This window comes from Bifidobacterium asteroides, from assembly GCF_003202755.1.
Classification (GTDB): Bacteria; Actinomycetota; Actinomycetes; order Actinomycetales; family Bifidobacteriaceae; genus Bombiscardovia; species Bombiscardovia asteroides_F.
Genome location: NZ_QGLK01000004.1, coordinates 521,954 through 545,689, shown reverse-complemented (window position 1 = coordinate 545,689; position 23,736 = coordinate 521,954). Strand labels below are relative to the sequence as shown.

Below are 23,736 nucleotides of genomic sequence, written 5' to 3'. Positions count from 1 at the left end.
ATCGAACAGGAACGGGCACCCCTGCAAGACCCCTATTAACAACCCGACCTATTAACAACCACCCAACACGCTTACAGCCACAAGGCCAAACCCCCAACATAAACAACGCGTTTAGTTCCTATAGCCCATGAAATATCAATTAAGCCCCTAGATTCCTTAAGAATCTCAGGGGCTTAATGGCTGGTGGCTCCGAGCGGGATCGAACCGTTGACCTAGCGATTTTCAGTCGCTCGCTCTACCAACTGAGCTACAGAGCCATGAACAGTCGAAAAGACCCGGAAAAACCGGGTCAGACCGTTCCCAGCGACTCCGGCCGGACTTGAACCGGTGACCTCCGCCGTGACAGGGCGGCGCTCTAACCAACTGAGCTACGGAGCCGAGGCTGCTTGAACAGCCAAGAGGAAAGTTTACATGAGCGCCGGGGGAATGCAAGCCCCGGCGCGTCGCTGCCTAGTCCTGCTGCTGCCAGCCATCGGTGTCGATGTGGTGGGCAGGGTTGGCCTGCCAGGCCTTCCAGGCTGATTCGACGATCTCCTCGACCCCGTACTTGGCATGCCAGCCCATCTCGGTGTTGATCCGGGTGGGGTCGCCGATCAGGTGTGGCGGGTCGCCGGCGCGGCGGGGCTTGACGGCCTCGGTGAAGGGCAGACCCGTCACCTTCTTGACCTCGTCCACGATCTGGCGGACGGATGTGCCCTGGCCGGTGCCCACATTGAAGGCATCATAGCGACGCTGATCGCGATCCAGGTAGTCCAGGGCGGCGATGTGGGCGTCAGCCAGGTCGGAGACGTGGATGTAGTCACGCACGCAGGTGCCGTCGGGGGTGGGGTAGTCATCGCCGAAGATGGCGGGTGCCTTGCCCTGACGCAGCCTGTCGAAGAGCATGGGGATCAGATTGAGGACCGCCGGATCCTCCAGGCTGACGGGTCCGCAGCCGGCCACGTTGAAGTAGCGCAGGGCGCAGAAGCGGATGCCGTAAGGCTGCTCGCAGGCCCGCGCCATCCACTCGCCGACCAGCTTGGTCTGGCCATAAGGGTTGATGGGGACCATGGGCTGCACGTCCTCAGGGACCACGTCGACCGGAGGCTCGCCGTATGTTGCGGCCGAGCTGGAGAAGACCAGCTTCTTGGCGTTGGTCTTTGCCATGGCGGACAGGACGTTGATCATGCCGTTCAGGTTCTGCCGGTAGTACCAGATGGGCTTCTCCACCGACTCGCCCACCTGCTTGCGGGCGGCGAAGTGGATGACCGAGTCGACCTTGTTCTTCTCAATGATCTCAGCCAGGCGCTGATCGGCGCCAGGTGCAGCCACGTCGGCGCCATAAAGCCTCGCATTGCCGATCCGGTCGGGCTTTCCGTAGCTGAGGTCATCGACCACGACGACCTCCTTGCCGGCCTCCTGCAGGGCGTGAACCACATGGGCGCCGATGTATCCGCAGCCGCCTGTAACCAAAACTGACATCTGCATGCCTTTCCTATCCAAAACCGCAGACGCGGTCATGTTCAATTTTGAGTAAAAATGTTCTATTTTGTTTCAATTTGAGTATATCACGGAGACGAACACGTCACGGTCCATAAGACAGCCGAATTTAGGATATACATGAAGGGTGAAAAATACTGAGCAACCACAGAAATCCAATCGAAGGACCATTGTCTCATACGTCTTGCGTTCCGGCAGGCTCAGTTCCCGTCTGGAAGCTGCCTGGAGGCGCTATTCCGGCATTTACATGTTGGACCTGCCGAGAGGGGAAGGATCCCCCTTGTCGGTGGCTCAGAATTTGCAACTGGATCAGGAGGCGGCTGATCGAATTTGGGGACGACGAGCGCCGCTGACCGTTGAAATCGGATCCGGCCAGGGCGAGAACATCGTGGCCGCCGCCCGTAGGCATCCTGAGCGTAACTACCTGGCTTTGGAAGTTTACCGTCCCGGTCTGGCCCACACTATGCTTATGGCCGGCAAGGAGGGGTTGACCAACCTGAGGTTGGCCCAGGTAAATGCCCCGGATCTGCTAGAGCACTTGGCTGTGAACCTGGTCGACGAGCTCTGGACTTTCTTTCCCGATCCCTGGCCCAAAACTAAGCATCACAAACGTCGGTTGATTCAACCTGCCCTGGCCGATGCGGTGGTGCCATGCTTGCAAGTGGGAGGGCTCTGGCGAATAGCCACAGACATTGAGGACTATGCCCTGCATGTACACGAGGTGCTGGATAACCATCCAGGTCTGCGCAATTTGGGCGATAGAACAGTTAGGCTGCCTCTGGGCCATGTGGGCAAGGGGACGGCCGCCATGGCTGAAGATATGCCTCATGGGGACTTTGTCGAGTCGAAGCGGTTCGAGGGTCGTATCGTCACTAATTTCGAGCGCAAAGGTATGCAGGCCGGCAGAACCATCCACGACTTAACCTACCAGGCGGTGGCAGTGGGATGACCACTGGAAGATCATCGGGCGCTGGTCTTCAACCCGTTGCCGAATCAGCAATAGGATCTAATCGGGCGTATGGATCCTGACGAGTAAGGTAAAACCGGACCGAGCAACTGATCGAAGAGGAGTTGGGTATGGCTAAGAGGCTTGTGGTTGGGTTGCTGGCTCATGTAGACGCTGGCAAGACCACATTGTCCGAAGCCATGCTTTACCGCGCAGGGAATATCAGACGGCTTGGCAGAGTGGATCATGGGGACGCCTTTCTGGACACTGACGAGACCGAACGCCGCCGAGGGATCACCATTATGGTCAAGCCAGCAAGACTTCGATATCGGGATCTGGATTTGACCATCTTGGACACCCCTGGGCATGTGGATTTCGCTGCTGGTATGGAACGGGCCCTGTCAGTGCTGGACTATGTGATTCTAGTAATGGATGCACGAATGGGTCCGGAAGGTTATACCGACACTCTCTGGCGACTCCTGGATGCCCATGGCATACCGACCTTTCTCTTTGTCAACAAGACGGATGCACCAGGAGCCGATCCAGGGGTTCTTTTAGAGGCCTGCCGACAGCACTGGTCGCCTGGTTGTCTAGAGTTCGGAGATGGACCAGAGGCAGCTGATCCGGAGGATCTGGCACTGTTGGATGAGGGCGCCATGGACGAGTATCTGGAGGCAGGCTATCTGAGCAAGCAGACCTTGAAGAGCCTCGTGGCCCGGCGACTGCTCTTTCCTGCATTCCGCGGCTCAGCCTTACATCTTGAAGGAATTGACGCCCTGCTTGATGGTTTGGAAACCTTGACTAGAACACCGAAATACAACGAGCAATTTGGCGCTCGTGTCTATCGTGTTTCTCATGACCGCAGTCATAGTCGGCTAACCTGGCTGAAAGTGACAGGAGGCAATCTTCCAGTCAAAACCCCGATGGATGACTTGCTCGATTATCAAAAAACTGAGGGAAAGACGGATGGTAATGGTGGACGTATTGATCAGCTGCGTCTTTATTCGGGCGACGGCTATCTGCTGACGAACATGGCGCATGCAGGAGATATTGTAGCCGCAACCGGGCTGGAGATGACCTATCCTGGGGAGGGTCTGGGTGTAGAGCCGGACTTGGGCAGGCCGGCCTTGGAGCCTGTGCTTACTTACGCTGTAAGGTCCCAGAATCAGAACTTGCACAGGATTCTGGAGGCCCTGAAGCTTTTGCAGGATGAGGAACCTATGCTGCATGTGTCCTGGGTGCCGCAGTTGCAGCAGATACAGTTACAGATCATGGGTCCGGTCGAGCTGGAGGTGATCCGTGAGGAGCTCCGTCGTCGTTTTGGACTGGAAGTGGACTTTAATCAGGGTGAGATCCTCTACAGGGAGACCATCCAGGCTCCTGTGGAGGGGGTAGGGCATTTTGAGCCCCTCCGTCACTATGCTGAGGTCCACCTGCTGCTGGAACCTACTGAATTGGGCTCCGGCCTGAGCTTCGCAAGCTCATGCAGTCGTGATCGGCTTGATGGAAACTGGCAGCGTTTGATCATGACTCATCTACAAGAGAAGGAACACCTTGGAGTGCTGACCGGATCGCCTATCACAGACATGCGGATCACTCTGCTGGATGGGCGTGCACACTTGAAACACACCGATGGTGGTGATTTTAGACAGGCTACCTACCGGGCAATTCGACAGGGACTGATGAAAGCCCGGAGTCTTTTACTTGAGCCCTGGTATCGGTTCCGTTTGAGTCTGCCACGTGAGTCTCTGGGGCATGCCATGTCCGACATAGCTGGGATGGGCGGTCAGCTGGGATCCCCTCATGGTTCACATGACATTGTGGATCTGGAGGGGCGGGCGCCGGTCTCGTATATGCGTGACTATGCCATTCGTCTCAGTGCTTACACTCATGGTCAGGGTCATCTGTCATGCTCGGTGGATGGGTACCGACCCTGTCATGATCAGGATGCGGTGGTGGCTGACATAGGTTACGACCCTGAGGCTGATCTGGACAATACCCCAGATTCGGTCTTCTGCGCTCATGGCGCTGGGTATACGGTCAAATGGAACTGCGTGGAGGATTTCATGCATTTGCCAAGCATGGCTGGGCATTGATGTGTTAAATGCGGGCTGGAACAGCAACCCCTATTGATTGATAGCCGTATTTATCGTTCAATTCGCCTGAATTTGGTATCTATGCACCCTGCTCGAGATGTGGGTTATATTCAGATACTGAAAAGCTGAATTGTTGTTTCAAAGACTGCCGCGGATCGCGGCAAGAAATGGCTAAGTTAGGGCTACCATCAATGCTAACCCCACAGGTGCAACCGGCATTGGTAATGTTTTACTGATGTGCTTGCAACATATATTGGTTGCTTGTGATGTTTAAAAATCCGGGCGATAGATAAAGTTATAAGAATTGAAAAACGGTGCGCGTTAATTCGGGAGTAGTGCTAGAAGGATATGATTTTTACAACTCCATGGTAGATTCCGGCGATAGCTTATTGTTTAAACTTGCATTCGTACCTTTATCGCGGTTATGCGTCGACAGGCGCTGTGCTGTTTCTTACTTTCAGACTGGTCGGTAGTACAACTTGATTATTAGTTATGGTGCCTTTTTCTTTGTCGATAAGCATGTTCGTGGCCATAACGGCCATCTCCTGTAACGGTTGGTGAACAGTGGTCATGGCTGGTCCCATAAAAGCGGAGGTCTGGATGTCGTCGAAACCGACAACTGATAGGTCTTCCGGAATCCGAATCCTCATTCTTCTGGCTGCTTCGTAGACGCCCATACTCTGCAGGTCACAGCCACCAAAAATTGCCGTGGGAGGGTTCGGCTCTTTCAGTAGGCTCAGAGCTTCCCGGTACCCACATTGAGTTGTGAAATCTCCTTCTCTTACAAGCTTCCTATCTAGCGGAATCCCATGCTCGTTCAATGCAGCCTTATATCCGTCAAAACGAGCCCTTGAACACATCATCTGATTGGGCCCGGTGATAATGCCGATGCGTTTGTGTCCTAGATCCAGAAGATGTCTGGTTGCTATGACGCCGCCAGTCCAATTGTCGGCTTGAACAGACATGTTATCGGGTGAAGGCGTACCTGATGGGTCTAATGTCAGATAGTTGATGTTGTATGAGTGCAGGAGCTTGGTCTCTTTGACTGTCAAATTAGAAAAAATCAGAATAACGCCGAGAGGCTGTCTGTGGATTACACCATTGACCCAGGATGAGTCAGGGTGCGTTTCGTCCCCACTTTCTGTAGTGATCACACTCAGACCGTGAGCCTGGGCTTCGGTGAGGATGCCACGCAGTATTTCTAGGCACCAGAGGCTGTCAAATTTTTGAAAAACTACTTCAATCAGCTTGCGATTCTTGGAGGAGCGGACCCTGCGGTGGTATCCATATGTTTCTATGGCTTCAGTTATGGTTTGGCGTGTTCTTTCCGAAACATCACTTCGTCCATTAAGTACCTTGGAAACCGTAGAGAGCGAAAAGCCGGTTTTCGCAGCAATGTCAGACAACTGTACCGTTGTATTGGCAACATTTTCCTTAAGCATGTCGGAACAGCCCCCACAAAGACGTTTCAGATGGTCACAACACAGTATACTCGAAACTTTCGTTTAGCGAAATAGGCTGCTGCATTGGGATTTTATTAATATCTGCTCAGAAACTAAGTTAATCATCGTTTTGACAACAACCTTGTTGACGGTTATATTATCAAGTACCGAAAAGAAAAGGTTTTTTCGGTATTCTTTTCGAAAGGAAGTGATGAACGGGCTGGTATCCCTTGGGCCGTCTTGGGGGGACAGGCCGTAGTGATTGTTCTAGCTGAGTTGCGGAACAATACAAAGGTGTGAAGTAACCGATCGTGAACAGTGTCGTTTGATCAGGAAAGGATCCCTGTTTAAGGGGAGCATGATGAGAGTAAAAACAATTGGAGCGGCTTTACTGACTTGCGTAACCGTTCTTTCACTTGGAGCTTGTGGAGGTTCGGATCATGCGGGTAAAGATGGCAAGGTCACATTAAATTTCTGGCATATTTCCACGACTGCATCAGGCAAAGCATATCAGGAAAATCTCGCTCGTAAGTTCGAGAAGAAGCATCCCAATGTGACAGTGAAGGTACAAGCAATTCAGACAGAAGATTATGATGGCAAGCTTCAAACAGCCATGCAGGATTCCAGTTCTGCGCCGGATGTCTTTTTGTCTAGGGGCGGTCAGAAATTGTCCGACATGGTTGAAGCTGGTCAGGTCATGGATCTGAGCGATAAGTTGTCCAAATCGGTACAGTCCCGTCTCAGCGATACTCTGTCTGTTCAAAAGGTCCAGGGTAAGCAATACGGCGTGCCGGTTATGCTTTCCCCCGGGGGTTTCTTCTATTCCAGGGATCTCTTCAAACAGGCAGGTATAGAACAACCCCCTGCCAACATGGCTGAGTTTAGCCAAGCTGTACAGAAACTGAAGGACGCTGGTATTGCCCCGATCGCTTTGGGTGCCAAAGATGCTTGGCCGGCTGCTCACTATTGGTACTGGTTTGCTTTGCGTGAGTGTGCACCGGCTACCTTCAATTCGACTGTCAAGACGAAAAAGTTTGAAGATAAATGTTGGACTAAGGCTGGACAAGATCTTGATGAACTTGCCAAGACATCCCCCTTTAATGAGGGATTCCTGACGACGTCTGCAGCACAAGGAGCCAATTCTTCGGCTGGTCTCTTGGCCAATCATAAAGCTGCAATGGAGTTGATGGGGAGTTGGGAGCCTATGAATATGATGGATCTGGCGCCCAATGGGAAAATGGATGATTTAGGATTCTTTGCGTTTCCCGATGTGTCGGGTGGAGCAGGTGATCAATCAGCCATGATGGGCGGTAGCGACGGATACGCGTGCTCGGTCAACGCGCCTAAAGAATGTGTAGACTTCCTTGACTTTATAGTGAATAAGGATAACCAAGAGGAGTACTACAAAGCTTTCTCGTCTATTCCTGCGGCTAAGGATGCGAGGAGCGCTGTTGATAATCCGACTCTGCAAGAAGTCTTGGCTGTGTATGCTAAGGCGTCTTCCATGTCTCTTTGGCTTGATACGCAATTCGGACAGAATGTCGGTAATGCGTTGAATACCGGCGTGGTCAATATGCTCTCTGGTAAGGGCGGGCCAAAGGATATCGTCAAGGCAACAGATCAAGCAGCCCAAAAAGGTTAAGCATCAGGTTTCATGGGTGATGCTGTCATCTGGCAGCATCACCCATGGTCTTACAGGCAACGCGCATAAGCATCGTATGAATCAGACTATTACAAGTAAGGGGGTTCGCATAACCAATGCGTGATCCTAATGCAATCACAAAATCCAGGCGTGAGAGAGTGGAAATAACCCTCCTGTCAACTCCGGCAATCATTATCTTTCTTGGTTTCGTCATATTCCCCGTTTTTATGGCGGTGTATTACGGACTCTTTAAGTGGAAAGGTTTCGGCTCGCCATCCAGCAACGGACAATTTATCGGTATTGATAATTTTGTTCTTATTCTCAAAGATCCGGTCTTTCAAAAGGCAGTTGGCCACAACTTCTTTATTGCCGTGATGTCTTTGATCATTCAAATACCGCTTGCCATACTCTTTGCACTGCTGCTCAATCAAAAGTTCAAGGGGAGGGGATTAATACGGACTTTGATATTTGTCCCCTATGTGATTTCCGAGGTAATTGTCGGAACTGGTTGGAGCTTGATGCTCCAAAGCAAGGGAGCTGTAAATGCAGTCTTAGCCAAGCTGGGACTTGCTGGAGCCGATTGGATCGCCAACCCTAAAATCGCCATGTGGACTCTGCTCTTTGTTATCTCTTGGAAGTATGTCGGTTTTTACGTCATCCTGATGCTGGCAGGACTTCAATCTATCCCAGAAGAGTTATATGAAGCCGCAGCTGTTGATGGTGCAGGATTTTGGCAGATGCAACGCAGTATTACATTGCCTTTGCTGGCTCCAACTGTGAGGATTGCCGCTTTTCTTTCCATTATAGGTTCTATGCAGCTCTTCGATTTGGTCTACATCATTTGGGGACAGTACGTTTCCGATACTGCCGGGACATCGACTATGGCTACCTATATGGTGCGCGAGGGGCGACTTGCATCAAATTACGGATATGGCAACGCCATAGCGGTGATTATCTTTCTGATTTCTCTGCTAGTGGCCTTGCTTTACCAAAAATTCGTACTCAGCAAGGATCTTGAGGGCGGGCTAACAGAGTCTAAATGAAGACGTACTGCTGATGCTATTGAGTTTTGTCGGGAAGGAACTAGAAAATGTCAAATCATAAGGGTGGTAGTCGTTTTGAAATATTGCAGCGGTGGAAGGGGGAACGCGCGTCGACTCCTTGGGGTAACCCTGTAGTCTATTTTCTTTCCCTTGTGCTTGTCGGAATCTGTGTTGGGCCGGTGCTGTATATCATCTTCGGTGGTTTTCGAACCAATGCTCAAATAACTCAAGATCCGTCAGGGTTGCCTAACCCTTGGGTTGTTTCGAATTACACGAGCGTTTTGGAATCCGGGACTTTTTGGCAACAACTCGTTAATTCCTTGCTCGTGGCGTTGCTAACAACAATTGGCACGGTAGCGCTTGGCCTTATGGTCAGTTTTGTCATTGCGCGGTATCGATTCAGGTATGCAGGATTGATGTATTCACTTTTCGCTGCAGGCCTGATGTTTCCAATGACGGTTGCAATTACCCCTCTTTACTTGCTTATTAAGGCTCTTGGGCTGGTGAATTCAATTTTTGGTTTGGTGTTGCCTGAGATCGCTTTTGCCTTGCCGACTACGATTATTATTCTGGTCCCATTCCTTAAGTCCATCCCTCAGGAGTTGGAGGAAGCTGCTGCCTTGGACGGCTGCTCGCGGATGGGGTTCTTCTGGCGCATGATTGTGCCCCTATCCATGCCTGGTGTAGCTACAACCGGAATTTTGGCTTTTGTCAACAGCTGGAATAACTACATGCTTCCGCTCTTTCTGATTAATGACCCGCACAGGTATACGCTGCCGCTCGGAGTCCAGATGTTCAGCTCCCAGTATTCCGTGGATACAGCCAAGGTTCTGGCTTTTACCTCAATGTCTATGATTCCGGCATTATTGTGCTTTACTTTCTTCCAAAAAAGGATTGTCGGAGGCTTGACCGGGGCGATCAAGGGTTGATGGCGTAAGCGGTGGAAAGACGTAAAGTGAGATTAAAGACCGATGGGGAAGTACGTTACCAGGCGGGGGAGTGATGAAGCAATGTCAAAGATGATTTCTAATCCTGTGCTCAGGGGTTTTAATCCTGATCCTTCGATTATCCGAGTTGGTGAAGCATATTATATAGCCACATCCACCTTTGAATGGTGGCCAGGCGTACGACTATATGAATCACATGATATGGTTAACTGGACATTGTTGCCCAGTCCGTTGAACAGGGTGAGTCAACTTGATATGAAGGGAACATGTGCATCTGGAGGTGTCTGGGCGCCGGACCTTTCATACAATGACGGGGTATTTTGGCTTATTTTTACTGATGTCAAACAAGTTGAAGGGGCCTTTAAGGATTGCACCAATTATCTCGTTACCGCTGAAAATATACGTGGACCATGGTCAGACCCCATCAGGTTAAACGGCGTTGGCTTCGACCCTAGTCTTTTCCACGACGGGGATCGCAAATATTTGGTGCAGCAGACGTGGGACTTTCGGGATTATCATCATACTTTCAACGGAATAACTCTGACTGAGTTCGATACTGGCACGATGAAATTAATGCCTGAAACCGAGCGGATAATCTGGAAAGGCAGCAAAGTAAAGGTCACTGAAGGACCTCATCTATATCGGATCGGGGACTATTATTATCTTTTTGCGGCCGAAGGAGGTACCGGCTATGAACATCAGGAATCCGTGGCTCGCTCGCGAAGTCTTGATGCCCTATCGTTCGAGGCGATGCCGAATAACCCACTGCTTGGAAACTATTTAACTCCTGAATCTTACCTGCAGAAACAAGGGCATGGTTCGTTGGTCGATACCCCCGATGGCCAGTGGTATTATGCGTCTCTTTGTGCTCGTCCATGGCATCGTCCGCAAGATCCAGTGAACGGAGTCAGAGGATGGTGCACTCTTGGCAGAGAGACCTCAATACAGAAGCTGGAGTGGACAGATGATGGGTGGCCTTATATCGTAGGTGGGCAAGCCGGTCAACGGTATGTCGATCCTCCCATAAAACCGAGTACGGAGAGCCAGCCATCCAAAAGGTTTCACGACGATTTTCAACTTTCAAAGCTAAACCAAGAATGGAATACATGTCGTGTACCGTTTTCCGAAAACATGGGATATGTAGGCGAAGGTTGTTTACGACTAAGGGGTGGTCAATCCTTAACCAGCAGGGATGAGCTCTCCATGATTGCTCGACGCTGGGACGCATTTAACTTTACTGCTGAGACAAAAGTCGAATTCAATCCCCACTCCTATATGCAGATGGCGGGTCTGGCCAATTATTACAATGATCGCTTTTGGTCTTGGATCTACCTAACTTGGGATGAAGAGCGCGGTTGCAAAGTAATAGAAGTCTCTGAGTGCGACAGAGGTCGTTACCATTCCTACCTGCATGACAGGAGCATAATAGTGCCCCAACAGGTTGAATCAGTGTGGCTTCGCACCCAGGTTGATACCGATATGTATAGGTATGAATATTCATTTGACGGTCATCGATTCGTTTCGTTGCCATGTGTTTTGGATGCTCGAATTCTTTCGGATGATTATGTTGCTCAGTCCTCTGGTGGGTTTTTCACTGGGGCTTTTTCGGGCTTGGCTTGTGTTGATCTCGGAGGATATAGGCGCGAAGCATATTTCGATTATTACGACTATAAAAGTAGGGATGCTGACTGAGAACGACGATTCAGCGTCCTCAACGCTGAGTCACTCCTTTACAGCTGGATGTCATCAAGACAGGGTGTTTTACTATTGTGATAGTTGTTGTGGTGGAGGCCTTTTATCCTAAGTTCATATTAAAAAATATGAACTCTGTGGTGTCTATTTGTGGCTTGCAGAGCGAAGGCCGATTCGCTAAGCCAAACTTCCTATAGGAAATGGAAGTATCGGGAGAGAGTCTGGCTAAGTCTCCAATAGACAGAGTTCCAGACATACAAGTCGATAAACATATGGTTCAGCATATGTTTATCGACTATTGATGAGATTGCTGCAAACAAATGTGTTTCGGCGTATTGTCGCAGTCGAGGCCTTCACCGGCTGACTGTTTAATATTGGATCAAGATATCTTATAGAATATTGTTTACTATCTTGCTAAAAAGAACTTGAGATTAGAACATGATCTGCGCCGGTTAGGCAGCTGAAGTGAGGTTCTGCGCAAAAGCGTGGCAAAAGGTTGTCCTTTGTCGTGACGGTAAGTGTATTGGAGTGTTTTAAGGTAGGCCTCGCTGTATGTGCCAAGGCAGATCTTCAGGCTGTGTGCGACCAATCCGATCTTTTGCGATGAGACTCAAAACAGCGAAGTTTTCTGTGCTTATTCAAGTACGGATCAGTTTATGAAGCTTGTAGTCACAGCTTTTATTCTCTTAGCAGGATATACGGTAAAACTTGTACCCCCGGAGAGAGTCGAACTCTCGCTGTCAGATTGAAAGTCTGGTGTCCTAACCGTTAGACGACGGGGGCGAACGTGCCCATGATACCCGCCCCCTATGGACCAGGCAAGCCTGGTGTGCCGTCCGCCGTTCAGTGATCCTCCTGGTCCAGCTCCTGGTCGCGGCGATGGAAGAGCTCCATCTGTTCGCGGATCCAGACACGTTCGGCAGGGTTGATATCGGCGGATTCCAGGTACTTCTGGTAGACGGGGTAGAAGGCCCTGAGGATGGGGTAGATGGCGTAGAGGGTGTGCTCGGGCTTCTGCTCCCTGGTGTGTTGCGGGTGGGCATCGAAGGTGTTCTTGAAGCGTTGCATGTAGTGGCGGAAGGATGTGAAGGAAGTGTCCATCCGGCGGGCGCTGATGCCCACGTTCATGTCCTTGCAGTAGACCGTCTTGAACCCCTGATCAATAAGGTGCAGGGAGATATCGACATCCTCGTGCATGATGTCCTCTTTGTCCCTGCAGACGTGGCTGCGTATGGCCCGCCAGGCCGTGGCGCGCAGGGCCATGTTGGAACCGTAGAGCAGGTATTGCCCGTCGTCGGCCCGGTAGATGGCCTTGCGGATGGTGTTGTCGCCCTTGAGCCCGATCCGCTTGCCTGGCATGTCATAGTAGGCCACCGGTCCAGTGGCGCCCATGGCTTTTGGATCACGGGTGAAGATGCCGGAGACCACCTCGACCCAGTTGGGTCGCAGCATGCAGTCGGCGTCGATCCGGCCCAGCACGTCGCCTGTGGCCCGGTCAAGTCCGTAATTGCGGGTGGGGATCAGCCCTTGTTCGCTGTCCTGGTGGAGGAGCTTGACATGCTGGTCAGGATGCTGGTCGATGAATTGCTGGACGATGGAGGCCGTTGCGTCCGTAGAGTGGTTGTCGACTACCAGCACCTCCTTGGGTGCCTGGCTCTGCCTGGTGGCGTTCAGTAGGCAGTCTTCAATGCGTTCTTCCTCATTCCAGGCGGGTATGACTATGGAAACGGTCAACATACCCCTCAGGATACGTGTGCCTGGATACACCGTCGGCTCAACCTGCGTCCCATAGCCCGCCATGTCAGCCATCTTGGGATAATGGAGCATATGGCCAACGAGCAAAAGCAGCGCTTCGATTTCGCGACGGTCTTCCCGCCCAAGGGGGATCCGCGCCGACCTCCGGAATGGTTCGGCCGCGCCCTCCTCTACGTGGTCATAGCCGTCTTCCTGGCCTGGTTCGCCTACTCCTCCTGGTGGAAGATCGAATTCCTGGTGCTGGACGTGGTGATCGCCATCTTCGTCTCTTTGGCCATGGAGCCTCTGGTGCTCAGGCTGGTCAAGCATGGCTGGCGGCGGGGAGCGGCCTCGGCGGTCACTCTGATAGGCCTGATTATTATTGTGATCGTCCTCCTGGGCATGTTCGGCAATCTGCTGGTCCAGCAGGTCATCGGCATGGCCAACGGGCTGCCGGCCCTTTATGAGCAGGTGGCGGAATTCATCGCCAGCCGCACTCCCTGGCACCTGCCGGCCATGCAGGATCTGGGCGGGGAGATCGTCAAGAATATCCAGACATCCTGGGTGACGGACTTCGCCGGGCAGGCCTTGACCACCACCGTAGGGTTGGCAGGATCCTTCATTAATATCATGACCGTTCTGCTGGTCATCTACTACATCTCCGCGGCAGGCCCCAAGCTGCGCCGCAGCCTCTGCCAGTGGCTGGCCCCCAGGAGCCAGCGTCGCTTCCTCTTCGTCTGGACCATCGCCCAGGACCAGATCTCCAGTTTCCTGTTCAGCAGGACCATCCTGGCGCTCATCTCCGCGGCCTGCATGTCGGTCTTCCTGGTCATCCTCAAGGTGCCCTATTGGTTGCCGTTGGCCCTCTTCTGCGGGCTGGTGTCCCAGTTCGTGCCCACCATCGGCACCTACATAGGCGGGGCCGTTCCCATAGTGGTGGCCTGGGGGAGCCGGGGACTGCTGATGGCTGTGGTTGTGCTGGTCTACATCATCATCTACCAGCAGATCGAAAACATGATCCTGGCCCCCAAGATCTCCCAGCGGACCATGGACCTTAACCCGGCCATCGCCTTCCTGTCTGTATTGGCATTGGGTGCGGTCTTCGGCGCCCTGGGCGCCTTCCTGGCCCTGCCTTTGGCGGCCAGCTTCCAGGCCATCTTCTCGGCTTCGGTCAAGCACTACGAGCTGATCGGCTCCCCGCTCATGCAGGATCCCAAGCCGGTCGGCAAGTCCAAGGTGGTCGAGGGGGTCGAGGCCTTCAACGAGCACGTGGTCCAGCCGGTGGCCAGCCACGTGGGCAGCAGGTCCGCCAAGGGAACCAGCGCCAGGGTTCGAGTGGACGATCCCGTCATGACCATTGCCAGCCAGCTTTACCCGACATCCTCGCCGACGGCCAAAGATCTGGATGAGTCGGCTACGGTGCCTATACCCAAATCCGCCTCGGCCCCGGTAAAGCACAGGCCGCTCAAGGGTACTGAGACCGGGGACGAGGCCTCCGAGGGGGAGGACAACCCCCGCAAGGAGTGGCGCTGATGGCCCTGCTCAAGGTATTGGACGTACTGATGATGCTGCTGGGCGGGGTGGGCATCGTCTACCAGGCCATCTGCATCGTCATCTCCTTCGTCTCCAAGCCGGCGGTCTTTCCCGATGCCCCCTTTGACAAGCGGTTCGCCGTCCTTATTTCCGCCCGCAACGAAGAACATGTGGTCGGTCATTTGATCAACTCCATCAAGGAGCAGACCTATCCATTCTCCATGGTCGATATATGGTTGGTGGCCGACAACTGCACCGACAACACCGCAGGACTAGCCAGATCTCTCGGCTGCCATGTGGTCGAGCGGCAGGACCCGGACCGGGTGGGCAAGGGCTACGCTCTGACCTTCCTGCTGGAGCAGATACTCGATCGAGGTCTTGACTCCTGCTATGATGCCTACTTCGTCTTCGACGCGGACAACATCCTGGACCGCCACTACATCGAGGAAATGAACAAGGCTTTCCAGTCTGGCTTCCGGATATTGACCAGCTACCGGAACTCGGTCAACTTTTCGGACAACTGGGTCTCCTCGGGCTCGGCCCTATGGTTCATCCGCGAATCCCGGTTCCTCAACACCTCAAGGATGGTCATCGGCTCCAGCTGCCATGTGGGCGGCACCGGATTCATGTTCTCCAAGGAGGTTATGGAGCGCAATAACGGCTGGAAGTTCCACCTGCTGACCGAGGACCTGGAGTTCACCATGGACTCGGTTCTCCACGGCGAGCGCATCGGCTATTGCGGCACCGCCATACTCTATGACGAGCAGCCGGTCACCTTCAAGCAGAGCTGGAGACAGCGGCTGCGCTGGAGCAAGGGCTTTCTCCAGGTCTTTCGCTACTACGGGCCTGCTCTGATTTCCCGGGCTTTTCGCGAACGCGATTTCTCGGCCGTTGACCTGACCATCCTGATCTGCCCCCTGACAGTCTTAGGTCTGGTCCGCTGCTTCTTCGGCCTGCTCTTCCCGGCTCTGGGTTTCGTGACCTGGACCAGCCAGGTGACCACCCTGATCGATGGCATTGCAGCTGGAATTCTGGGCATCCTGGCTATGATGGGCCTGGCTGCCCTGACCGTGCTGGCCGAGCGGGACAAAATCGGCGCATCCAACAAGGAGCTTTTTGCCTACTGCCTGAGCTTCCCCATCTTCATGCTCAGCTACGTGCCCATCTCCTTCCAGGCCATTTTCGCCAATCCAGGATGGAAACCCATCGAGCACTCAGGGCATTAAGGCCAGTTGTCCCTCAATCGTCAGTGAGAGGATCATACGGTAGACTTAAGGCCATGTCCGATGAAGCGCAAGCAACCAGTATGATCGGCCAGACGGCAATAGGCCCTCCGCCAGATCCGCAGGCAGCGGTCTCTATACGCGCCCTGGTCAAGTGCTTTCAGGGTCGGCCAGCTGTCAATGCCCTTTCTCTGGACATTCCCAGGGGGTCCTTTTACGGGATAGTAGGCCCCAATGGCGCAGGGAAGACCACTACGCTGAACATGATGACCGGACTTCTGGTGCCCGACTCTGGCAATGTCATGATCCTGGGCAGGGACGTGTGGTCGGACGTGGATACGGCCAAGCGGATCATCGGCGTCATGCCCCAGGGCGATCAGATCTTCGACAGGCTGACAGGTCTGCAACTGCTTGTTTACTCGGGCATGCTTCGACGGATGCCTCGCAGTGAGGCCCTGGGCCGGGCTAGGGACCTGCTGGAGGCCTTCGACCTGACTGATGCCGGTGGCAAGCGGGTCTGCGATTATTCATCGGGCATGACCAAGAAGATCTGCCTGGCCACAGCCATGATTCATTCCCCCAGGCTTCTGGTGCTGGATGAGCCCTTTGAATCGGTTGACCCAGTTTCCAGCGCCAATCTCAAGGACATCCTGGCTGAGTATGTCGACACCGGAGGAACAGTGGTCATTTCCTCGCATGTCATGGCCCTGGTGGAGCGGATGTGCACCCATGTGGCCATCATCGATCATGGTCTGGTTCGGGCTGATGGCACGGTGGCACAGGTCGCTGCCGGCGAGGATCTGGAGGATCGCTTCCTGGAGCTTGTCGGAGGCCGCCACCAGGCTAAGCGAATTGCCTGGCTGAACGGTTCCGGGTCCGAGGAAGACCAGGAGACGGAATGAGCACGGCATCCACCATCATCGCCATGCGTTGGTCCATTACCTGGGGCACGATCAAGCACTCCTCCTGGCAGATGGTCGGGGCCATCATCAGTTTGCTCATGGCCATAGGTATCTGCCTGGCCTCATGGCAGGCTGCGCTGACACTGGGGGGCTGGCTGCCCAGCGCCGGTCCGGGCGACCGGCAACGCATGGGAACCATATTGGTCATGTTCCTGGTCGGACTGACTCTGGGAGTGATCCTAATTCAACTGGCCTTTCTGGGCCAAGGGTCTAATCTGAGCTCTTCGCGATTTGTCCTTTACGGGATTCCTGACAGCCAGCTGCAAGTGGGGCTCTACTTGACCGGGCTGACCGGGCCTGCAGGATTGACCGGTCTTGGCTGCTTTCTCGCTCTGACAGCCATCTATGCCCGCACGGGTGTCGGAGCCACGATCATGGCTTTGATCGCAGCCCTGCTGGCTGTCATGGTGATGCTGGCCTTATCCCGGGCTGTTTTGGACCTGGTCGATACCTTGATGGTCTCCCAGCGCACCCGATCCGGGCTCTATCTGCTGGTCACCGTGGTGATCATGCTTTTGTGTCTGCTGCCCTCTCTGCTGGACAGCGGGATTATGGATGGCATGGCAGTCGACACTGATTCCCTCAAGCACTTGGCCGACATACTGGCCTGGACGCCACTGGGCGCCGCCGCCCGTCTGCCGGAGGATTTCCTCTCGGGATCATGGTGGGCTCTGGTCGGACGTCTGTGTGTGGAGCTGGCCACCCTGGCTCTCTGTTTCATGATCGGCATGCTGTGTCTGCGTCATGACCGTTTATACGCGGGGGCCAGTGCTGAAAGGTCGTCTGCCCCCAAGGGGCTGGGGATGCTGGGCCGGTCCCGGGACGCTGTGGATGCCATGACCGCGCGATTGCTGATCTATCTTCGTCAGGACCCCCGCAAACTTGTTAGCTATCCGCTTCTACTTGTTGTGGTGATTCTGTACGCGGTAATCTTCCGCCAGATGCCCATGATGCTATGGTTGGGGCCGGTTGTGGGCGCCTGGGTGCTGGAGGTTCCCGAGGGCAACGCATTGGCCTACGATGGGCTTGCCCTGCGCATGGAGATAGCGGCGGGAGTGAAGGGTCGTGAGGACCGGCTGTCACGTGTCCGAAGCCATCTGAGCGTGGCCATGCCCTGCATACTCCTGCTTGGGTTGGTGACTTTGGCACTATCCGGGGCAATGAAGGGCGGGCGAGATCTGGTTATCTCCCTGGATATGCTGGCTGTAACCATAGGATTGCTCCTGTCTGGGCTGGGAGTTGCCCAGGTCTTCTCGGCTCTGCTGATCTATCCGGTGCCCTCCATGGACCAACCTTTCACTTCACCGCAGGGACGTGCCGTTGCCCAAGGCTTCCTGCCCTTGTTGCAGTTGCTGGCTAGCCTGGTGATTATGTTGCCCACCTTCCTGGTGGCATTACTGGCCATGACCACGGTCGGGATTCTTCCGCTCTGGCTGCCCATGCCCGTCGCACTGGCGAACGGTCTGATTGTGCTTGCCGTTGGTGTCGCTATAGGGTCTCGAATCTTCGATCGTCGTCAGTCGGCCATTCTGCTGACTCTGGATCGATATGCCTCTCTGCAGTCCTGAGACAGTGACAGGACCAGTACTAGGCTAGTTGGATGATGCTGACCGAGCCGAACTCGGTTGGCGAAGGCAAGTCCGGGAGTGAGCAATTGGGTGACAGACATCAGCTGCGCATGACACGCCGTCGTCGGATTAAGCGACGCTGGCGGGTGGCCTTGGCCATGCTTGTGGCTGTCGTGCTTGTTGTCGGCTATGCGTGCATGGACTTGGCCGATTTGGTGCCCGGGCCTCTGACCTTGACCAAGACCAGTCATTCTTCGGTCCCCCCTGCTGTCTTGATGGGCGAGCCGCCGACCCTGGTCGCAGACAAGCCTGGGTCCGCAGTGGATGCCGGTCAGGTTCAGCAGTTGGTTAACACTTTCGCCGGCACGCCGGGCCTGGGCAATGCATACTCGCTGGTCGTCCGGCAGGCTGATGGGCGCGTGCTTGCTGAGAAGAATGCCGACCAGGCGCGCCAGCCGGCCTCCACCATGAAGACCTTGACAGCAGCAGCCGCCGCATCCGTTCTGGATATGTCCTCACAACTGGATACTGAGGCGGTTCTGAATTCCTCTTCCTCCGCGCAGGCGACGCTGACCCTGCGCGGTCACGGCGATATGCTTCTGGGGGTCGGCAAGGACGATCCTCTGCACGTCAATGGCCGGGCCGGTCTGGGGACTCTGGCCGAGAAGACGGCCCAGGCCCTGCATAAGCGGGGGATCGGCCGAGTGACCTTGGCCTACCAGGACACGCTATTCGGCGAAGATCGAGCACCGAAGGGAATCGAAGCAAACAATGCCGACGGGATCTACTTCCAGGAGCCTGTAGCTATGGCGGTGGATGAGGCCAGGCAGGGAAGTGCTGAGTCTCTTGCTTATCCGGACGCAGGCGGGGTCTACGTGCCCAGGGTCCAAAACCCGGCAGGGTCCGCAGCAGCCGTCTTTGCCAGCCGCCTGATGGAATTCGGGATTCAGGTGGACAATGCCCAGGAGCCGAACAGGACTGATCATGCCCAGGGCAAGGTTCTGGCCCGTATCAGCTCGGCACGGCTCAGCGAGATCATGTCACTGATGCTGCGCAACTCCGACAATAGTCTGGCCGAGCTTTTCGGCCGTCTGACCGCCTTGGCCCTGGACATGCCCAACAGCCCGGCCGGGGCCGTGAAAGCCGTGACCAGCACGCTGAGCAAGCTGGGTGTGGACACCGCGGGCCTCAACATGGCCGACTGTTCGGGATTGACCCCTGGCTCCAGTCTAAAGGTGGGAACCTTGGCGGACGTTCAGCAGCTGGCCCTGTCTGAGAAGGGGCTGACCCCCCTGGTCAAGGGTCTGTCGGTGGTGGGGCTGACAGGCACAGCAGCCCGACGAAAAATAGACAATCAGGCAGACGGGTTGATCCGGGTCAAGACCGGCACCTTGGACCATGTGACTTCACTGGCGGGCAATGTGATTCGGCGCTCAGGCGGTGTTCTGGTCTTTGCCGTAGTCGTCAACGATCCTGAGGATGTGGCTGCTGCCCGGCATGCTGTGGACACCTTGGTCGGATCCCTGGATAGGCTTTGAGCGGGAAGCGGCCTGGACCATGGTCTATTCAGCAGAGATGAAAAGGGCGGTGGGACTCCTGCGGTCGACTTTGGGCCGGGAGGGCCTGGGCCTGCAGGATAAGCGGTTCGCCCATCACGGGGTACACCGGCCCGATTCGGATGCTCCGCTGATTCTGGTGGCCTGTTCAGGAGGCCGGGATTCCCTGGCCCTGGCCTGCGTGGCCCACCTAGTGGCCGATATGACAGGGCTCCGGTGCGGGGCTCTGCTGATTGATCACGGTCTAGTGCCTAATTCGGATCGGATTGCCGCGCACGCGGCTGGAACCTGCCGGGCGCTGGGATTGGATCCGGTCCTTGTCACCAGAGTGGATGTACCCGTCACTTCGGCTGGCCCTGAGGCAGATGCCCGCGCAGCCCGTTACCAAGCCCTCTCCGGGCAGGCCCTCAGGTTGGGTGCCAGGGCCGTCCTCCTGGCACACACCCGTGATGATCAGGCCGAGACGGTGATGATTGGCCTGATTCGCTCCCAGGGGCTGGAGGCCATCACCGGGATGGCTCGGCATATAGAGCGTGGAGGAATGCGTTACCTGCGTCCATTCCTGGACCTGGACCGGAAAGATACCACAGCCATTTGTCGCCAGCAGAGGATCGATTGGTGGGACGATCCCACCAACGGTGACGATCAGCCGGCTGATTGTACGCTTCCCGAAACGTTGCCGTTGCGCTCGCGGATCCGTCATGACCTGCTGCCTGCCTTGGATCGCTTCGCTGGCCGGGACATGGTCCGTCGCCTGGCTCTAGGTGCGGATATGGCCCGTCTGGACCAGGATTACCTGGACTCCCAGGTGAATGGACTCTACCAGCGGCTGGTTGTGAGCCCTAATTCGGGCCAAAAGGCCAAAGGGGTTCTGGCCTGCTTGGATGCCCGCGGATTGGCCGACTGTCACCCGGCTCTGCGCACCCGCCTGCTGGCCCAGGTGCTGACCAAGCTGGGTATTCGGTTCACGGCCGTGCAGGTCCGGGCTCTGGACGATTTGGTCTGCCGATGGCACGGCCAGCAAGGGCCCCGTTTTCCCAGCTCCCATACAGCAATCCGTAAGGGTCAAGTCATTCTCATATGCAATGATGGAGACCATGCGCATCGCTGATATTCAATCCCATATCGACCATGAACTGGTGTCCAAGGAACGGATAGAGGAGCTTATCAATCGGACGGCTGAGCAGATCAGCCTGGATTACCAGGGCAAGAATCCGATCATGCTGGCCGTTCTCAAGGGGGCTTTCAACACGCTTGCCGCCCTCTCACAGGCCGTCACCATACCGGTTCAGATCGAGTTCATGAGCATTTCCAGCTATCCGGCCGGCAAAACCAGCGTTTCCAAGGGGGACCTGGACATCAGGATGGATCTGGACTGCGATGTGCGCGGACGGCATATTCTGATCGTTGAGGATATTATCGATTCCGGCTACACCTTGCACTGGTTGGTTGAGCATCTCAAGGAGCGGGGAGCTGCATCGGTGGAGATCTTCACCCTGCTGGACAAGACCTCGCGGCACGAGGTCGAGGTGGATGTCAAGTATCCAGGGTTCGCCATACCCGACGAATTCGTTGTGGGTTTCGGGCTGGATTACGACGAGCAGTATCGTAATCTTGACTCGATAGCCGTACTCAGGTCCGAGGAATACATGGACCCGACCCAGGAACAGGATCATCAGGATCAGGGGGAGCAGTCATGAGCTACTCGCAGGGACCGCAGCAGGGTCCGCCCAATGGGGGCAGGGACAACGGGGACAAGGGCAACAACCCCTTCAACTTCAACCTTGGCAACAACGGCTCCGGCCCCAACGGGGGCAACCGCTCATTCTGGCGTTCCCCTTGGCTCTGGGGGATTCTGGCCGTGGTCATCATCCTGGCCATCTTCGGCTTCTTCAGCAGCCAGAACGGCGCTCAGACCATCAATACCCAGGATGGCCTGGAGCTGCTGAACGACCGCAGCAGCATGGTCAAGAAGGCCGAGATTACCGAGAAGATGCAGGTCGTCGAGCTCAAGCTCAATAGCGACTTCGTCAAGGATGTACCCGGCTTCCGCGGCAACCGCACCTCCAAGAACTTCGGCAAGGATGTGCAGTTCTACTACGTGGAGGCCCAGGGGGAGCAGGTTGTCAAGGCCGTCGAAAAGGCCAAGCCCTCCGAGGGGTACAACTCGGTGGTGCCGCAGACCAGCATGATGAGCTACCTGATCTCCTCCATCCTGCCCATGCTGATCATTCTGGGGGTCTTCTGGTTCCTGCTCTCGCGCATGTCTTCGGCGGCCGGCGGCGGCATGTTCGGCATGGGGGGCAAAAAGAACTCCGCCAAGCTCAGCGACGGACAGACCCCCAAGACCAAGTTCTCGGACGTGGCCGGCGAGGAGGCCGCAGTCCAGGAGGTGGAGGAGATCAAGGAGTTCCTCAAGGATCCCTCCAAGTACAAGGCCCTGGGCGCCCGCATACCCCGTGGCGTCCTGCTCTATGGTCCCCCCGGAACGGGCAAGACCCTGCTGGCCCGGGCCATCGCCGGTGAGGCCAGCGTGCCCTTCTACTCCATGGCAGGATCAGACTTCGTCGAGATGTTTGTCGGTCTGGGCGCCTCCCGAGTGCGTGACCTGTTCGACGAGGCCAAGAAGAATGCGCCGGCCATCATCTTCATCGACGAGATCGATGCAGTGGGCGGCAAGCGCGGCTCCGGCATGAGCGGCGGCCACGATGAGCGCGAGCAGACCCTGAACCAGCTGCTGGTCGAGATGGACGGCTTCGACAACGACACCAACCTGATCATCATTGCCGCCACCAACCGCCCGGACATCCTGGACCCGGCCCTGCTCAGGCCCGGCCGGTTCGACCGGCAGGTGGCCGTGGAGGCCCCGGACCTGGAGGGCCGCGAGGCCATCCTCAAGGTCCACGCCAAGGGCAAGCCCTTCGTGCCGGATGTGGATCTGCACACTGTGGCCGTGCGTACGCCTGGCTTCACCGGCGCCGACCTGGCCAATGTGCTCAACGAGGCGGCTCTGTTGACCGCTCGCTCGGATGCCCAGCTGATCGACAACCGGGCCATCGACGAGGCCATCGACCGTGTGCTGAGCGGACCTCGGCGGCGGACCAAGGGCATGGCCCTGGCTGAGATGCGCAACACCGCCTACCACGAGGGCGGCCACGCCATGGTTGCTGCGGCCCTGCACCACACCGACCCGGTCACCAAGGTGACCATTCTGCCGCGTGGGCGGGCCCTGGGCTACACCGCGGTCATGCCCACCACAGACCGCTACTCGCAGTCCCGCAACGAACTGCTGGACCAGATGGCCTACGCCATGGGCGGTCGCGTGGCGGAAGAGGTGGTCTTCCACGACCCGACCACCGGCGCCTCCAACGACATCGAGAAGGCCACCAGCATCGCCCGGCAGATGGTCCTGCAGTATGGATTCTCATCCAAGCTGGGGGCCATCAAGTGGGCTGATGAGAACGACCAGGATGCCGGACTCGATGCCCTGAAGCCCCACAACTATTCGGAGAAAACCGCCGAGGCCATCGATGAGGAAGTCCACAATCTTATCGAGACGGCCCACCAAGAGGCCTGGCGGATCATCACCGAGAACCGTGACGTGCTGGACGAGCTCGTTCGACAGCTGCTGGTCAAGGAGACCCTGAACAAGGACGAGCTGGCTGCGGTCTTTGCTGGTCTGCGCAAGGCTCCCGAGCGCCAGCTCTGGCTGTCTGCGCCGGATCGGCCGGACTCCGAGCAGCCCCCGGTGGAGATCCCCGAGGAGCTCAGGCGCAGCGTGAACGGGTCGTCCACAGAGGACCAGCACTGAATTCCGGATTGGCCCGGTGAAGTGAAGGGTCCAGGGCCGCGTGGCAGTGGATGTTCCAAGGC

17 protein-coding genes and 3 tRNA genes are annotated in these 23,736 nt (G+C 55.7%); 14 read left to right on the top strand and 6 right to left on the bottom strand.

Annotated features, from left to right (window positions below; genetic code table 11):
* Nucleotides 1–181: 181 nt before the first annotated feature.
* The 3 genes from DKK74_RS06330 to galE all read right to left on the bottom strand — a co-directional run bounded on the left by DKK74_RS06330 (nt 182) and on the right by galE (nt 1,461).
* Nucleotides 182–257 (bottom strand) — tRNA-Phe (locus DKK74_RS06330).
* A 47-nt stretch (nt 258–304) separates the two neighbouring features.
* Nucleotides 305–378 (bottom strand) — tRNA-Asp (locus DKK74_RS06325).
* Nucleotides 379–450: 72 nt separating this feature from the next.
* Complete coding sequence (gene galE, locus DKK74_RS06320) at nt 451–1,461, bottom strand: UDP-glucose 4-epimerase GalE (protein WP_110413279.1); 1,011 nt, start codon at nt 1,459–1,461, stop codon at nt 451–453.
* A gap of 145 nt (nt 1,462–1,606) precedes the next feature.
* Between galE and trmB the strand changes: the two genes are divergently transcribed.
* On the top strand, nt 1,607–2,428 hold the full coding sequence (gene trmB / locus DKK74_RS06315; RefSeq protein ID WP_024626718.1) for a tRNA (guanine(46)-N(7))-methyltransferase TrmB: 822 nt from the start codon (nt 1,607–1,609) through the stop codon (nt 2,426–2,428).
* 128 nt (nt 2,429–2,556) lie between these two features.
* Nucleotides 2,557–4,521, top strand: a complete 1,965-nt coding sequence (locus DKK74_RS06310; RefSeq protein ID WP_110413278.1) for an elongation factor G — start codon at nt 2,557–2,559, stop codon at nt 4,519–4,521.
* 422 nt (nt 4,522–4,943) lie between these two features.
* Here the strand turns inward: DKK74_RS06310 and DKK74_RS06305 are convergent, their stop codons facing one another.
* On the bottom strand, nt 4,944–5,963 hold the full coding sequence (locus DKK74_RS06305) for a LacI family DNA-binding transcriptional regulator (RefSeq protein ID WP_110413277.1): 1,020 nt from the start codon (nt 5,961–5,963) through the stop codon (nt 4,944–4,946).
* Nucleotides 5,964–6,324: 361 nt separating this feature from the next.
* Here DKK74_RS06305 and DKK74_RS06300 point away from each other — a divergent pair, with 361 nt between their 5' ends.
* The 4 genes from DKK74_RS06300 (at nt 6,325) to DKK74_RS06285 (ending at nt 11,287) form a co-directional block, all read left to right on the top strand.
* The gene (locus DKK74_RS06300) at nt 6,325–7,605 is read left to right on the top strand and encodes an ABC transporter substrate-binding protein (protein ID WP_110413323.1); all 1,281 of its coding nucleotides are present in this window, start codon (nt 6,325–6,327) and stop codon (nt 7,603–7,605) included.
* A gap of 116 nt (nt 7,606–7,721) precedes the next feature.
* Nucleotides 7,722–8,648, top strand: coding sequence for a carbohydrate ABC transporter permease (locus DKK74_RS06295; protein WP_110413276.1), 927 nt, complete (start codon nt 7,722–7,724; stop codon nt 8,646–8,648).
* 47 nt (nt 8,649–8,695) lie between these two features.
* A complete protein-coding gene (locus tag DKK74_RS06290; protein WP_051354081.1) occupies nt 8,696–9,577 on the top strand; it encodes a carbohydrate ABC transporter permease in 882 nt (293 codons plus the stop codon).
* An 81-nt stretch (nt 9,578–9,658) separates the two neighbouring features.
* Nucleotides 9,659–11,287, top strand: coding sequence for a glycoside hydrolase family 43 protein (locus DKK74_RS06285; RefSeq protein WP_375537555.1), 1,629 nt, complete (start codon nt 9,659–9,661; stop codon nt 11,285–11,287).
* 711 nt (nt 11,288–11,998) lie between these two features.
* On the opposite strand, the gene DKK74_RS06280 is transcribed toward DKK74_RS06285, so the two are convergent.
* Nucleotides 11,999–12,070: transfer RNA gene (locus DKK74_RS06280), tRNA-Glu, on the bottom strand.
* Nucleotides 12,071–12,130: 60 nt separating this feature from the next.
* Nucleotides 12,131–13,024, bottom strand: coding sequence for a glycosyltransferase (locus DKK74_RS06275; protein WP_110413321.1), 894 nt, complete (start codon nt 13,022–13,024; stop codon nt 12,131–12,133).
* A 90-nt stretch (nt 13,025–13,114) separates the two neighbouring features.
* On the opposite strand from DKK74_RS06275, the gene DKK74_RS06270 reads away from it, so the two are divergent.
* The 8 genes from DKK74_RS06270 (at nt 13,115) to ftsH (ending at nt 23,674) form a co-directional block, all read left to right on the top strand.
* Nucleotides 13,115–14,554 (top strand): AI-2E family transporter, encoded by a 1,440-nt coding sequence (locus DKK74_RS06270; RefSeq protein WP_110413275.1) that lies wholly within the window; start codon nt 13,115–13,117, stop codon nt 14,552–14,554.
* Nucleotides 14,554–15,780, top strand: a complete 1,227-nt coding sequence (locus DKK74_RS06265) for a glycosyltransferase family 2 protein (RefSeq protein WP_110413274.1) — start codon at nt 14,554–14,556, stop codon at nt 15,778–15,780. The genes DKK74_RS06270 and DKK74_RS06265 overlap by 1 nt, the downstream gene beginning before the upstream one ends.
* Nucleotides 15,781–15,860: 80 nt before the next feature.
* Complete coding sequence (locus tag DKK74_RS06260) at nt 15,861–16,679, top strand: ABC transporter ATP-binding protein (protein ID WP_258334474.1); 819 nt, start codon at nt 15,861–15,863, stop codon at nt 16,677–16,679.
* A complete protein-coding gene (locus tag DKK74_RS06255) occupies nt 16,676–18,307 on the top strand; it encodes a hypothetical protein (RefSeq protein WP_110413272.1) in 1,632 nt (543 codons plus the stop codon). The genes DKK74_RS06260 and DKK74_RS06255 overlap by 4 nt, the downstream gene beginning before the upstream one ends.
* Nucleotides 18,308–18,339: 32 nt before the next feature.
* Nucleotides 18,340–19,845 (top strand): D-alanyl-D-alanine carboxypeptidase/D-alanyl-D-alanine endopeptidase, encoded by a 1,506-nt coding sequence (gene dacB, locus DKK74_RS06250; protein ID WP_110413271.1) that lies wholly within the window; start codon nt 18,340–18,342, stop codon nt 19,843–19,845.
* A 19-nt stretch (nt 19,846–19,864) separates the two neighbouring features.
* The gene (tilS, locus tag DKK74_RS06245; RefSeq protein WP_110413320.1) at nt 19,865–20,974 is read left to right on the top strand and encodes a tRNA lysidine(34) synthetase TilS; all 1,110 of its coding nucleotides are present in this window, start codon (nt 19,865–19,867) and stop codon (nt 20,972–20,974) included.
* Complete coding sequence (gene hpt, locus DKK74_RS06240) at nt 20,961–21,563, top strand: hypoxanthine phosphoribosyltransferase (RefSeq protein ID WP_110413319.1); 603 nt, start codon at nt 20,961–20,963, stop codon at nt 21,561–21,563. Before tilS ends, hpt begins: the two co-directional genes overlap by 14 nt.
* Complete coding sequence (gene ftsH / locus DKK74_RS06235) at nt 21,560–23,674, top strand: ATP-dependent zinc metalloprotease FtsH (RefSeq protein ID WP_110413270.1); 2,115 nt, start codon at nt 21,560–21,562, stop codon at nt 23,672–23,674. The genes hpt and ftsH overlap by 4 nt, the downstream gene beginning before the upstream one ends.
* The last annotated feature ends 62 nt before the right edge of the window (nt 23,675–23,736 follow it).